13 protein-coding genes and 1 pseudogene are annotated in these 12,979 nt (G+C 65.2%); 11 read left to right on the forward strand and 3 right to left on the reverse strand.

The genetic code is table 11. From position 1 onward, the window contains the following. Window positions 1-120: 120 nt before the first annotated feature. Genes Rhe02_RS16405 through Rhe02_RS16415 form a run of 3 tightly spaced genes read left to right on the forward strand, consistent with a single transcriptional unit; the run spans window position 121 to window position 2,707 of the window. The gene (locus Rhe02_RS16405; protein ID WP_203909098.1) at window positions 121-795 is read left to right on the forward strand and encodes a response regulator transcription factor; all 675 of its coding nucleotides are present in this window, start codon (window positions 121-123) and stop codon (window positions 793-795) included. After that, window positions 792-2,147, forward strand: a complete 1,356-nt coding sequence (locus Rhe02_RS16410; protein ID WP_203909099.1) for a HAMP domain-containing sensor histidine kinase — start codon at window positions 792-794, stop codon at window positions 2,145-2,147. Before Rhe02_RS16405 ends, Rhe02_RS16410 begins: the two co-directional genes overlap by 4 nt. Next, window positions 2,144-2,707, forward strand: a complete 564-nt coding sequence (locus Rhe02_RS16415; protein ID WP_203909100.1) for a GerMN domain-containing protein — start codon at window positions 2,144-2,146, stop codon at window positions 2,705-2,707. The genes Rhe02_RS16410 and Rhe02_RS16415 overlap by 4 nt, the downstream gene beginning before the upstream one ends. 32 nt (window positions 2,708-2,739) lie before the next feature. On the opposite strand, the gene Rhe02_RS16420 is transcribed toward Rhe02_RS16415, so the two are convergent. Beyond that, complete coding sequence (locus tag Rhe02_RS16420; RefSeq protein ID WP_203909101.1) at window positions 2,740-3,108, reverse strand: DUF1330 domain-containing protein; 369 nt, start codon at window positions 3,106-3,108, stop codon at window positions 2,740-2,742. A 209-nt stretch (window positions 3,109-3,317) separates the two neighbouring features. Here Rhe02_RS16420 and Rhe02_RS16425 point away from each other — a divergent pair, with 209 nt between their 5' ends. The 7 genes from Rhe02_RS16425 (at window position 3,318) to Rhe02_RS16455 (ending at window position 8,421) form a co-directional block, all read left to right on the forward strand. After that, on the forward strand, window positions 3,318-3,770 hold the full coding sequence (locus Rhe02_RS16425; protein WP_203909102.1) for a CBS domain-containing protein: 453 nt from the start codon (window positions 3,318-3,320) through the stop codon (window positions 3,768-3,770). Then, window positions 3,767-5,062, forward strand: coding sequence for an ArsB/NhaD family transporter (locus Rhe02_RS16430; protein ID WP_203909103.1), 1,296 nt, complete (start codon window positions 3,767-3,769; stop codon window positions 5,060-5,062). Before Rhe02_RS16425 ends, Rhe02_RS16430 begins: the two co-directional genes overlap by 4 nt. A gap of 31 nt (window positions 5,063-5,093) precedes the next feature. Next, on the forward strand, window positions 5,094-5,492 hold the full coding sequence (locus tag Rhe02_RS16435; protein ID WP_203909104.1) for an ATP-binding cassette domain-containing protein: 399 nt from the start codon (window positions 5,094-5,096) through the stop codon (window positions 5,490-5,492). Further along, window positions 5,483-5,998, forward strand: a complete 516-nt coding sequence (locus Rhe02_RS16440; protein WP_275412617.1) for an AAA family ATPase — start codon at window positions 5,483-5,485, stop codon at window positions 5,996-5,998. The genes Rhe02_RS16435 and Rhe02_RS16440 overlap by 10 nt, the downstream gene beginning before the upstream one ends. Further along, the gene (locus Rhe02_RS16445) at window positions 5,995-6,768 is read left to right on the forward strand and encodes an ABC transporter permease (RefSeq protein ID WP_203909106.1); all 774 of its coding nucleotides are present in this window, start codon (window positions 5,995-5,997) and stop codon (window positions 6,766-6,768) included. Before Rhe02_RS16440 ends, Rhe02_RS16445 begins: the two co-directional genes overlap by 4 nt. 258 nt (window positions 6,769-7,026) lie before the next feature. Beyond that, complete coding sequence (locus Rhe02_RS16450) at window positions 7,027-7,575, forward strand: redoxin domain-containing protein (RefSeq protein WP_275412615.1); 549 nt, start codon at window positions 7,027-7,029, stop codon at window positions 7,573-7,575. After that, window positions 7,576-8,421 (forward strand): cytochrome c biogenesis CcdA family protein, encoded by an 846-nt coding sequence (locus tag Rhe02_RS16455; protein WP_203909108.1) that lies wholly within the window; start codon window positions 7,576-7,578, stop codon window positions 8,419-8,421. 18 nt (window positions 8,422-8,439) lie between these two features. Here the strand turns inward: Rhe02_RS16455 and Rhe02_RS16460 are convergent, their stop codons facing one another. Then, window positions 8,440-10,224, reverse strand: coding sequence for a CASTOR/POLLUX-related putative ion channel (locus tag Rhe02_RS16460; protein ID WP_203909109.1), 1,785 nt, complete (start codon window positions 10,222-10,224; stop codon window positions 8,440-8,442). 174 nt (window positions 10,225-10,398) lie between these two features. After that, window positions 10,399-11,505: pseudogene (locus Rhe02_RS16465) on the reverse strand (acyltransferase family protein). 297 nt (window positions 11,506-11,802) lie between these two features. Here Rhe02_RS16465 and Rhe02_RS16475 point away from each other — a divergent pair. Next, complete coding sequence (locus tag Rhe02_RS16475) at window positions 11,803-12,789, forward strand: calcium/sodium antiporter (protein ID WP_203909112.1); 987 nt, start codon at window positions 11,803-11,805, stop codon at window positions 12,787-12,789. The last annotated feature ends 190 nt before the right edge of the window (window positions 12,790-12,979 follow it).

Below are 12,979 nucleotides of genomic sequence, written 5' to 3' on the forward strand. Positions count from 1 at the left end.
GCCACGTTTCCCGGCGGGTGTGGCAGGGTTTCCGCGATGTCATGACAGTTGTGTGACAAACCCGTCCGGAGGTAGCTGGAGGGTGTCGCCATACCTGGCCGGCGGGGTAAACATGCGGGCGTGGCAGCGGTGCTGATGATTGAGGACGACGACCGGATCAGAATGTCGCTGGGTCTGGCCCTGGAAGATGAGGGCTACACCGTCCGGGCGGTGGCCACGGCCGAAGAGGGCATGGCATCGCAGCGGCAGGAGCCGGCCGACACGGTCTTGGTCGACCTGATGCTTCCTGGCATCGACGGGTTCGAGTGCATCCGGCAGCTTCGGCGAGACGGCGACGTGCCGATCATCGTGGTGTCTGCCCGCGATGACACCCACGACGTCGTCGCAGCGCTCGAGGCAGGTGCGGACGATTACGTGATCAAGCCGGTGGCGGTCAAAGAACTGTCGGCGCGGCTGCGCGCGCTGCGCCGTCGCGCCCGGCCAGTTGCGGTAGCACCGCAAATCATGGTGTTCAACGGGCTGGAGATCCGCCCGCAGGCCGGCGAGGTGCTGCTGCACGGAAACCAGCTGTCGCTGACACGCACCGAATTTCGGCTGCTGTGCGAGCTGGCCGAGCACGCCGGGCTCGTATTGTCACGCCAGCAGCTGCTGGAACGGGTGTGGGAGTACGACTACGGCGACGAAAGGCTCGTCGATGTCCACATCGGACGGTTGAGGCAGAAGATCGAGGACAACTCTGCCACGCCGCAGCGGCTGCTGACTGTGCGCGGGCTTGGCTACAAGCTGCAGCGATGAAACGTCCGGGACTGCGCGCGCGGGTCACCGCCGGTTTCGCCATCGGCGCACTGGTGGTGTCTGCGGCGGTCGCGCTGCTGTCCTACCAGCTCACCGAACGATTCCTGCTGCAGGAAAGGGAACGCAGCGCGGTACGCGCCACCTACCTGGAAGCTGGAATCGTGCGCGCCGGTCTGTCCACCGACCATCCGGACATCGCCGCAGTGCTGCGCGCCCTGGACACCGGCGGCAAACGCCGTGCGGTCCTGTTCCGCGACGGCCGCTGGTACGGACGAAACGCCGATTTCGGTACCAAGTCCACCATTCCTCTGGACCTGCAAGACATGGTCAATGGTGGCCAGCCGGGGGCTCAGCGAATCCGCATCGACACCGGGCCGGCCATCGTGGTCGGTGTTCCCCTGGATGCCTCAACCGTGTTCTACGTCGTGGACTCCATGCAGGAGCTCAACCGGTCCTTGCAGGTGCTCGCGATCATCATCACGCTCGTCGCCGCCGCGACCACCGCAGGCGGTGCCGCGCTGGGCTGGTATGCGGCCAGATACGTCGTGCGGCCCATGAGCTACGTGGTCAGCGCTGCGGACAACATCAGCGCTGGCGACTTCACCGCTCGCCTGGATCCTGGCACCGAGCCAGATCTGGCCAGGCTGGCTACCTCCTTCAACAAGATGGTCGACCAGCTGTCCGCACGTATGCAGCGCGACCGCCGTTTCGCCGCCGATGTCAGCCACGAGTTGCGTTCCCCACTACAGACTCTCTCGGCCGCAGCGAGTGTCCTGCTGCGCCAGAAAGACCATATGAGCGGCCGTGCGGCAGCGGCAGCCGTCCTCGTTTCCGAGGAGGCCGAACGGTTCCAGGACTTGGTCACCGATCTGCTGGAACTGTCGCGAAGCGACCAGCCTGCCGAGCCGGAGCCTACCGACATCGCCGAATTGGCCCGCGGTGTCTGCCGTACCCAGAAAATCTCTGAAGGGATTGTGACTGTGAGGCCAGGCACGGATGTCATCTGGATGATCGACCGGCGGCGCTTCCAGCAGATCCTGGCCAATCTGATCGAGAACGCCCGACATCACGGGGGCGGCGCCACCGCTATCGACATCGGCCAGCGCGACGAGTCCTGGCTGCTCGATGTCGATGACGAAGGGCCGGGGGTCAGCCCGCTGGACCGCGCCATCATCTTCGACCGGTTCGTGCGCGGCCGCACCGCCTCCGCACGCGGCGACAACGACGGCGCGGGCTTGGGCCTGGCCATCGTGCACCAGCACGTCACCGCCCACGCCGGCACGGTCACCGTCACCGACAGGCCCGGCGGCGGCGCCCGGTTCCGCATCGCCCTGCCCAGGACGAGCCAATGAAGAAGGCCATTTTCTTGGTACTGGCCGTGTGCGCGCCAGTCCTGCACGGTTGTGGAGTTCCGCTCGACCCGGCGCCGCATCCAGTCGAGCTGCCCGGCCGCAGCAGCGTCTCTTCGCCGAGCCTCACACCCTCGGAAAACGGTGCGGTGAACGAGGTCCTTTACCTCGTCAAAGACGGCCGGCTGACCGCCGTGACCCGCAGCCTTTCCGGAGCCCCTTCGGCGGGCCAGCAGCTACGCCATCTGCTCGCCGGCCCCACCACCGCCGAGCAACAGCAAGGCATGGCCAGCGCCCTGGCCGGCACCGAACTCGGGCTCAGCGTCGACATCCGCGACGGACAGGCCACCGTGGAGCTGGCTACCGGCCTGGAAGGCACCGGCCGCACCGACGACATCCTCGCCTTCGCCCAGATCGTGTGTACGCTCACCAGCCGCAGCGACGTCACCACCGTGACATTCACCCGAGCCGGGCAGCACGTCGAGGTGCCCCGCGCCGACAGCTCGCTGACCCGAGACCCGCTGACCGCCGCCGACTACGCCGGCCTCATCGGCGGTAAGTAACGGTGTGGCCGAAGCAGGCTGGTTTCGCCCGCCTACCGGCCCCAGGCGCGGGTGGGCTGCAAAACAGCCTCGCTGAGCGACTGCGCACGCAGGTGGGCGACCTTGTGATACTCGGCATCGGCGACCATCTGCCCGAAGGCCTGTCGGCTCGGGTAGTGCACCAGCAGTACCGCGTCCCATGCCTGGCCGGGCTCGGCCACCAGCGCGTCCTGGCCGTCGCCCGCGTAGAGGACCCGGGCGCCGTGACGCGCCAGGATGCCGTCCTGCAGCGCCTCGGCGTACCGGGCGTAGGACTCCCGGCCGCCCTCGGCGAAGCGCAGCAGGTTCAGCATGACCACCGGCGCGCCCGGGTCAGCGTCCACGAAATCGGCAAGTTCACTGCCGCTGGGGTTGATTGCCATCGCCGCCTCCATCACCACACGCCTGCCACCAACGCGATGAAGTCTGCAGTGTAGGTGCAGATTTTCCAAGCCGGCTGTTCGGCGATCGGGGGCCGAGTCTGGTGGACAGTTCTTGCGTAAGCCCGATAAGGTCACGGGTGGAGTGCCGGGAAGTCTGGTCGGCGAGCACATGCTGTTTGTCCGAACCAGTTTCTGTGAGGTGTTCTGTCATGCGCGCAGCTGATCTTGCTGTCGAGTATCCAACCGTCACCATGGCCACCGCGGCGATCGATGCCGCGCGGATTCTGGCCGGAGGCGACCTGCCTGGGCTGATCGTCGTCAATGATGCGGGCAAGCCGTTGCTGGTGCTGCCCGGCACGCAGGTGCTGAGGTTGGCGGTGCCGTCCTACTGCCAGGACGATCCCACGCTTGCCCGGGTGATCGACGAGGCCGCCGCAGATGTGTTCTTCCGCGAACTCGACGGCCGCACTGTGCAGGAATGCCTGCCCGACGAGCCCAAGGAACCCCCGGTGGTCGATGGCCGGGCCACCGCGTTGGAGATGGCCGCGCTGATGGCCCGCACCCGAAGCCCGCTGGTGGCGGTCACCAACCCCGACGGGACGCTGGCCGGTGTCGTCACCATGCATGCCCTGCTGGACCGGATCCTCGGCGACGGCGCATGACGGCGCTGGCGTGGGCGTCGGTCGCCGTCTTCACCGTCGCCTACATCCTGATCGCCACCGAGAAGATCCACCGCGTTGCTGCGGCCCTCGGTGGTGCCGCGCTGATGCTGTTGATTGGCGCAAGCAATGCCGAACACGCGTTCTTCGACGAGCAAACCGGTATCGACTGGAATGTCATCTTCCTGTTGTTGGGAATGATGCTCATCGTCGCCGTTCTCAAACGCACCGGCGGATTCGAGTACTTGGCGATCTGGGCCGCCAAGAAAGCCAAGGGCAAACCGTTCCGGGTGATGGTGATCCTTGTCCTGGTCACCGCGGTCGCGTCCGCGGCGCTGGACAACGTGACCACTGTCTTGCTGATAGCCCCGGTGACGTTTCTGGTGTGCGACCGGCTCGGCGTGCCGGTGATTCCTTTCCTGATCGCCGAGGCGATGGCCTCCAACATCGGCGGGACGTCGACCTTGGTCGGCGACCCGCCCAACATCATCATCGGGTCACGCGGAGGGTTGTCCTACAACGATTTCCTCGTCCATCTGACGCCGATCGTGGTCGTGCTGATGGTGGTATTCGTCGTGCTGTGCCGGATCCTTTTCCGCAAGGCGTTCACCTACCAGCCGGAGAAGGCCGCCAAGGTGATGACGCTCGACGAACGCGACGCCATCAAAGACCCGCGCCTGCTCATCATCTCCGGTGTCGTCCTTGCGCTGGTGACGGCGGCGTTCGTCCTGCACACCGTCCTTCATCTGGAGCCCTCAGTGGTGGCGATGGTGGGCGGGCTCCTTCTGCTCGCACTGTCCAGATTGGATGCCGAGGCGGTGGCCAAGGACGTGGAATGGCCGACGCTGGTGTTCTTCGTAGGCTTGTTCATCATGGTCGGCGGCCTGGTCAACACCGGTGTCATCGGCCAGATCTCCACCGCCGCCACGAACGCGGTCGGCGGGCAGCTGTGGCCTGCGACGCTGGTGCTGCTGTGGGGGTCTGCGTTTCTGTCGGCGATCGTGGACAACATCCCTTACGTGGCAACCATGTCGCCGATCGTCGCCGATCTGGTCAATGGCTTCCCGAAGGGCGAGGGCAATGTGCTGTGGTGGGCGCTGGCGCTCGGGGCTGACCTGGGCGGCAACGCGACCGCGATCGGTGCGTCGGCCAACGTGGTCATCCTCGGCATGGCCGAGCGTGCTGGTAAGCGGATTTCGTTCTGGGAGTTCACCAAGTACGGCCTGATCGTCACCGTCATCACCATCGCGGTGTGCGTGCCTTATCTGTGGCTGCGCTACTTCGCCTTCGCCTGACCTGCGTCACCCCTATGGAGAGGGTCATCGTGTGACTGTGATCGCCATCCGCGAACTGGCCAAGCACTACGGGCCGGTACGTGCGGTCGACGGCGCGAGCTTGAGCGTCGCCACGGGAGAGATCTATGCCCTGCTGGGCCTCAACGGCGCGGGCAAGACGACGACCATCCGCGTCCTGCTGGGCATGATCGCCCCGACGAGCGGAAGCGTAAGCCTTTTCGGTCAGCCCGTTTCCCCGTCAGCGCAGGATCTGTGGGCGCAGGTTGGGTACCTGGTGGAGACACCGGCGGCCTATCCGGAGCTGACCGTGACAGAGAACCTGCGTGTGACCGCGCGGCTCAAACATGTTGCGCCACACGCCGTCGGCGACATCATCGACCGGCTCGGCTGCACATCAACGCGAACCGGCGGACGCGCGACCTGTCCCTAGGCAACCAGCAGCGCCTCGGGTTGGCCAAAGCACTGCTCGGCGACCCCAAGCTGCTGATCCTCGACGAGCCTGCCAACGGCCTCGATCCCGCCGGGGTGACCGAAATCCGCCAGCTGCTCAAGGATCTCGCCGCCGACGGGACGACAATCCTGCTGTCAAGCCACATCCTGGCCGAAGTCGCCCGGCTGGCCACCCGCATCGGCATCATCCACGAAGGCCGCATGATCACCGAAATGTCCGCCGACGACCTACCTCGGCACGTGCAGCGCACGCTACAGGTCCGCTGCCGCGATCACGTGGCGGCACGACGGATATTGCACGACAACGGATACGACCCGCAGCCCGGCGAGAATGGCATGCTGCTGGTGACCGGACACGACGCCGTGGACACGCCGGAACGTGTGGCGACCCTGCTCGTCGACGGTGGTTGCCCACCTCAGCACCTGGCCGTACACGAGGAAGATCTTGAATCGCTGTTTCTGCGGCTGACGGGAGCCGCCCGGTGAACGCAGCCCTTTACGCCGAGATGCTCAAGCTGCGGACCTCCAGACTGCCATGGATCACCGCGCTCGCCATCACGGTGGGCGTCGCCGCCGGTGGGATGTTCATGTTCATCTCGCTACACCCCGAACGTGCCCGCGACCTCGGACTGCTCGGCTCGAAGGCACAGCTGGCCATGCTGGAGCCCACATGGGACTCCTACCTGAGTCTGCTGGCGCAGATCAGCGCCGTCGGTGGGCTCGGGATTTTCGGCATGATCATGGTGTGGGTGTTCGGGCGCGAGTTCGCCGACCACACCGCCAAAGACCTGCTCGCCCTGCCCACAAGCCGGACAGCCACGGTGATGGCCAAGTTCGCGACCGCAGCGACCTGGGGCCTGTGCCTGACGGTCTACCTCGCCGCCGCCGGTATCGGCGTGGGCTTCCTGCTGGGCGTGCCCGGCGCTTCCTTGGCGCAGCTGGGTTCCGGAGTGCTAAGAATCCTGGTCACCGCGGCGCTCACCATCGCGTTGACGGCCACGTTCGGTCTTGCGGCAAGCATCGGACGCGGCTATCTGCCTGCCGTCGGCACCTTGTTCGCCACCTTGTTCACCGCCCAGATCGTGGCCGCACTCGGCTACGGCGCCTGGTTCCCGTTCTCCGTCCCAGCGCTGCACGCCGGACTGGCAGCACAGCAAACCCCGACCGCCATCGGCTACCTCGGCGTGGCCGCCGTGGCCGCAGCCAGCGCGCTGGCCACGACGAGATGGTGGCAGCACGCCGACCACACGCGCTAAGGCGCATGGAAAGCCAGGCGCCGCAATGGAGGTCTCGTAGCCGGCTCGAAGGTTGTCATGCAAATGTCACACCGCCGTGCGGACATCGCCACAGATGCAGCCGAGGCTGACCGTCGCAGGGCCTGGCGTAACCTGGTGGGGCCAAATGCGGTCATCGCTTACCTCACTGCTGGGCGTGCGGCGCCAGGCCCCGCGCCAGAGCCAGTCGTCACCGGACTGTAAGGTTCAGATCTTCCAATGCGGTCTAAGGTGAGCGCCATGTTGCGAACCCGCTTGGCCTTGACGATCGGTGCTGTGTTTCTGACCGCTGCTTGCGCGACCGAGGTGCCATCCAGTGGCCCCGCTACCTCGGTATCGGTGGCCACCAGTCAGTCCTCACTCCCACCGACCTCATCGTCGGTGGTACCGGAGACGCTCAGGTTCACTGTGTCGACAGTGGACGGACAGTCGTTTGATGCGGCGTCTCTCGCCGGCAAGCCAGTCGCGTTTTGGTTCTGGGCGGCATGGTGCCCGACGTGCAAAGGCGACGCGGCCAAGGTGAGACTCCTACAGCAGCAGCTGGCCGGCAAGGTGAATGTCGTCGGAGTGGCCGGGCTCGGCAGCGGCGCAGACGGAATGCGCAAATTCGTCACCGACTACCAGCTATCGGGGTTCCCCCAGCTTGCCGACGATACCGGCACTGTTTGGAAGAAGTTCGAGGTGCCCAGTCAGCATTACTATGTGATCCTCGACAGCGCTGGCGCGATCGTCCACCGTGGGCGTCTGAGCATCAGTGAGCTTCAGCAACGACTATCGGGGTTAGCTTAAGTGGCCGACGCGCCCTATCCGTTGGCCGTGGCCGCAGGCATGCTGGCGGCTGTCAATCCCTGTGGATTCGCCTTGCTGCCTGCCTATGTGTCGCTGCTGGTTGTCGATGGGAATGATTCATCCCGGTCAGCCTGGCGCAAGACCGGTACGGCATTGGCGATGACGGCCGCGATGACAGCGGGATTCGTCGGTGTCTTCGGCGCATTTGGTCTGCTTGCCACGCCGGTAGCCGACCAGCTCATGCAACACGCACCGTGGATGACAATCGCTATTGGACTAATCCTGACCGGCTTGGGATTGTGGATGGCCACTGGCCGCGATCTGCCGTCGCCTGTACCGAAGGCTGGACAAGCACCGCAATTAACCCGCCGATTCTGGTCGATGGCCGTTTTTGGAGCGGCCTTCGCGATCGCCTCTCTCAGTTGCACGATAGGACCGTTTCTTCTGGTCGTGGCAATGACCTTCCGGGCTGAGACGATCTCCGAGGGCATCGGGCTCTTCGTCGCCTACGCTGCCGGCATGGCCCTGATCGTCGGCACGGTGGCTATCGCCGTGGCCCTGGCCCAGCAGTCTGTTCTGGGCTGGCTGCGCCGGGCAGGGCCGGTCCTGTCCCGCGTGGCGGGCGGGCTCATGACGGCGGCGGGCGCTTATGTCGCTTGGTATGGCTGGTATGAGGTTCGGCTCAGCGACCGTCCTGGTGCCACTGATCCAGTCGTCACTGCCGCTGGTGAAGTCCAGACCTGGCTTGCCACACAGGTCGAAGGGATCGGGCCGGCAGCCTTTGCCATGCTGGCAGCTGTGCTGGCGGCCGCGGTACTCGCGGCGGCAAAATTGCGGCGTCCTTAGCAGGGTAGCGACACGAACTCATGCTGGTTCAGCGGTTTTCGCGAGGACCACCACTTGGTCTCCAGGGTGAAGGCTAAGCGGCTCAGTCTTGTCGGGATTGAGCACGATGCCATATGCGGGAGGCTTTTTCGCGTGGGATTGCACCCGGTAGCCGACCGCGGTTTCACCGCGCCTGCGGGCGGCCTCGATGACAGTGGCGAAGTTGGCCTTGGCACCGGCAATCAAGTAGTTGCCAGCGGGCTCGACGTACATGTCCGACCCCTGGGCGTCGAACAATTCAGCGAACACCTCCTGCAGATATTGGTTCTTGGACAACTGCGTCAGCAGAAGGCTGATCAGTTTACTGCCGACCACGAAGTCGTCCGCATTGGTCACTTGGGCCAGCTGCCGGTTTTCGTCGTCGATGAGTTCGCTGACCATGGCGTAGCTGCCAGCCTGCTTGTCCTTGAGGTCGCGCAGATGCAGCAAGGTCACCAAAGTGCGCGAGTCCGCATGAGCCACACCGACATGGTCTTCCGCCAGGACGATCACATACTGGAACTGCTGCAGGTCAAGGGCCTGCAGGGCGGGGCGGCGGGTAGGGTCGCACGATGTGGTGGTGATACGCAGGTTCGCCGCGGCAGGCATCTCGCCTGGCGGCCTGCCATAGCTGGCGATCGTTAAAGCCGAGCCAGCGGGAAGGTACCTGTCCAGGAGGGTGAGAATGGTCGGCCCGCGCTCGTTCCAGCCCAGCATCAGTGTTCGTTCCACCACCGGGGCCGCCCGCTCGGGCGCGGCAATGGCATCAGCGACTATCGAGGCGGGTTCGGCGGCCAACCGCACCATCGACGGACTTTGAGCGAGCAGAATTATCTCGTCACCATCGACAATGACGGTGTCGCTCGGCGGGTTGAGCACCACCTGCCCATCGGGGTGCTTGAGCCCGATCACGGCGGCTGTGTCGTAAGCGAACAGCGCTGCGGCAAAGGGCCGCCCGCTGAGGGACGGCTCGGAACGCATGTAGATTTCGTCACCGGCGAAAGTGAGCAATTCGTTGTACACCAGGGAGAGCCCGGGTTGGCGGCGTGACTGAACCACAAGCCGTGCGGCCAGGTCTTGCGCATCGATAAGTTTGGCGGCAGGCCCGCCAGCCAGTGTCGCGGCGGGCATATTGGTCGAGTCGGTCACCACAGCGACCACCGGCGGGCGTCCATCGGGCCAAGGCCTGTGACTCAACGACAGCAGGGTCTTGATCAGGCGCACATCGGGGTCTTCGTCTTGCCGCGACGGGATGACGATCACCGCAGCCTGATCGGGCCGCACGATGTCCAGATCGGCGGGACGGGTGGGGCTGCCGGTACGGCACACGACTCGCACCCGGCTACGGCGTGGCAGCCTGGCGCGGATCTCGTCTTCCATTTCGACTTTGTCACGGTCGGCCAGGATCGCCACACACACCCGTTCGCCCTCGCTGGCGAGTTCGAGTTCTCCAATGATGGTAAAGATTTGCTCCGACCACCCGAGGATCACGGTGTGTCCGTGTTCCACCACCTGCGATCGGCCCTTTCGTAATTCAGCAAGCTTCGTGTTCAGACCGGAAGCCAGGATGCCCACCAACGAGCTGACTATGAAGATGCCGCCAATGGTGACAACTAGCATCATGGCCAGAAATATGGCGTTACCGGTATCGCCGCCCATCGTTCCTGGATCCAGCGTGCGCAGCAGACTGATCCACACCACCGCCGACGGATCACGATGATCAGGATCGGTGTCAAACAGCAGCACCACGGCCGATACGGCCACCACCAGCAGGAGCGATGCCAAGGCCAGCCAAGCTATGAGCGCGGGTGTTCCACGCGACATCGTGTTGTCGAACCAGTACCGTAGCCGTTCCCGCACCCCAGACTTGAACACGGCTCACAACCTACTAAACATCGCCGGGCCGCCACGCAAACAGCGCAGCCGTCGACAAAATGGTGTGGTTGGCCAGACAGGTGATTAGCCGGGGACGGGCCGCCGTGCCGGGTTGAGGGCAGGACGGCGACGGGCCGCGACGTCTTCGATCCATCCGATCATCACCACGGTGAGCGCTGTCAGGCCGGTGCCCAGAGCGATGGCAGCCCAGGTGGTGCCGAGCCGACCGAAGTCGAATCCGGACGCGGTAATCAAAGTCGCGGCGGCAAACAGCATCGGCAGATGCCAGATATAGATAGTGATCGCCCGGGCGTTGATCACGGTGATGGTGCTGGACAGCCAGGCCCACCGGTGCAAGAACGACAGATCTGGGCGCAGCCGCATCAGGATGAGCACGAAAGCTGTACCCCATAGGGTGTCCGCCAACGGGTCGGCAAACGGCAGCGCCAAGTCGGCGCGGTGGGTGCCCCACAGGTACCCCGCGGCTGCCAGCCCCGCCGCGGCCGCGGCGCACACCCATACTGGCAACCGGTCGAGCAGGCGAGTGTGGCGGGCGAAACCGAGCACCCAGCAAGTGCCGTATGAAGCGGTGGACCACAGCACATCGCCGATCCGGTTGACCGGAAGCACGATCAGGGGTGAATACAGCAAGACAGCTACGGTCACTGGGGTCAGCACAGTGATCACGGGCCAGCGCTGATAGGCCCGCCACAACAGCGGGGTGAGTAGCACGAACCACAGGTAGGCGCGCAGGTACCACAGGGCGAGGGCGAAGGCGCCGCCCCACTCGCCGGTGGGAGGGTTGGCTAGAGGAAACACCCAATACAGGGCATCGGTCCAGTGTTAGGGCCGCCATCCGTGCATCAGCAGCAGCGGCACCGCCACCGCAGCCAGCGCCCACAGCGGCACAAGCAGCCGCCGCAGCCGCGACCGCACCATCGATGACGTTCCGCGTCGGTCCACCGAGGAAGCGGCCAACGCTCCACCGAGCGCAAACATGATCGACATCGAGGGGTACAGGACCGTGAGCCAGCCGATCCACAAGGTGTGGTTCAGATAGACGCGCAGAATCGCCGCCGCCCGCAATACGTCGATATAGATACTGCGTTCACGCACAACGGGTGTGGCGGGAACTGCAGTCACGGCAGGCTGGCCAGGCAAGCGGCAAACCCTTTCTGCGCAAAGAAACATCCCCGGCTGACACTGCGGCCCGGATGCGTTAACCCTATCGAATCACGCATCCGCTCAACCTCGAAAACACCTCAGAAAACCATGGGAGCTGGGGCGGGGCTCGGCAGACGCGGACGACCCTCCTTACCCGGAGGCTCGCAGGAACCGTCATGACCCTCGATATCAGCGCACGAGGGGCTGGCTGATTGGCCGATCGCGAGCTCGCGCCGATGCGGTAGGTTGTGCGGTGGTGCGCCGGGAAGTCTGGTCGGCAAATGCGACACGTTCCGTTTGCCTACCCCCGGCAGGAGTGCCCCGATGGTGTTTCAAATCCTTTACGCTGCCGCCGGTCTGGTGCTGCTCACTTTCGCCGCCGATCACCTCGTGCTCGGCTCGTCGCGGCTGGCCGCGCGCATGCGCATCAGCCCGGTGGTTGTCGGCGTCGTCGTGATCGGCCTGGGCACCTCGGCACCGGAATTCCTGGTCTCCGGGGTCGCCGCAGCACGAGGCGACACCGGCATCGCTTTGGGCAACATCACCGGCTCCAATATCCTCAACCTCACCCTGATCCTCGGTGTCGCCGCGCTCGTCGCCAAGGTCACGGTCACCTCCTCGGTGATCAAGCGCGAGGTGCCGCTTGCCGTCGGGGCTGTGGTGATGTTCGGCCTGTTGGCCTGGGCGGGGCTCAATGTCGCGACCGGTGCCGTCCTCGCCTTGGCTGCGGTTGGCGCGTTGGCGCTGCTGTTGCGCTGGGCGCGGCAAGGCCGCAATGCCGAGCTCGCCGAAGAGGTCACCTCGTACACCGGCGACGAACGGGGCGAAATCCACGAACCGGCCGCGGCGAAGGCCCGCTGGACGCCGCCAGTGTGGTTTGAGCCCATCCGTGCTGTGCTCGGCCTGGCCGGTGTCCTCGCCGGGGCGCAACTGCTTGTGGTCAACGCGTCGGCGATCGCCACGGATCTGGGCGTCCCGCAGCTGATCATCGGGTTCACCCTCGTGGCCTTAGGCACGTCTCTGCCGGAGCTGGTGACCACCATTCAGGCGCAGCGCCGGGGCGAAACCGACCTCGTCGTCGGAAACCTGTTCGGCTCCAACCTGTTCAACAGCCTCGCCGGCGGCGCCGTGGTCGCCTTCGCCGCACCCGCCAGCGCCGAGCCGGCAAGCGTCACGCTCGTCCTGACCATGATTTTGACCGGTGGCCTGGCCTGGGCACTGCTACGCCGCGGCCTGACCCTAACCAAGATCGAAGGGCTGGTGCTTATCACCGCTTACGCCCTAACGATGCCGCTGCTGCTATCCGCCTAGCCGTCCACGCTCTGCCAGGACCGTTAAGCATGCGCCGCACATAGCGCCAGAGGGGGTCATGCCAGAGCCGGACCAGCTCAGCCAGCGCCCGCCGGTCACCAAGCTGCGCCTGAACTACCAGCAACGCGTCGCGCCTGACGTTCTCCACACCTTGATAGTCCCCGCGCCCGCCGCTCAGGTTCACAGGCCA

This window comes from Rhizocola hellebori (genome assembly GCF_016862955.1).
GTDB lineage: Bacteria > Actinomycetota > Actinomycetes > Mycobacteriales > Micromonosporaceae > Rhizocola > Rhizocola hellebori.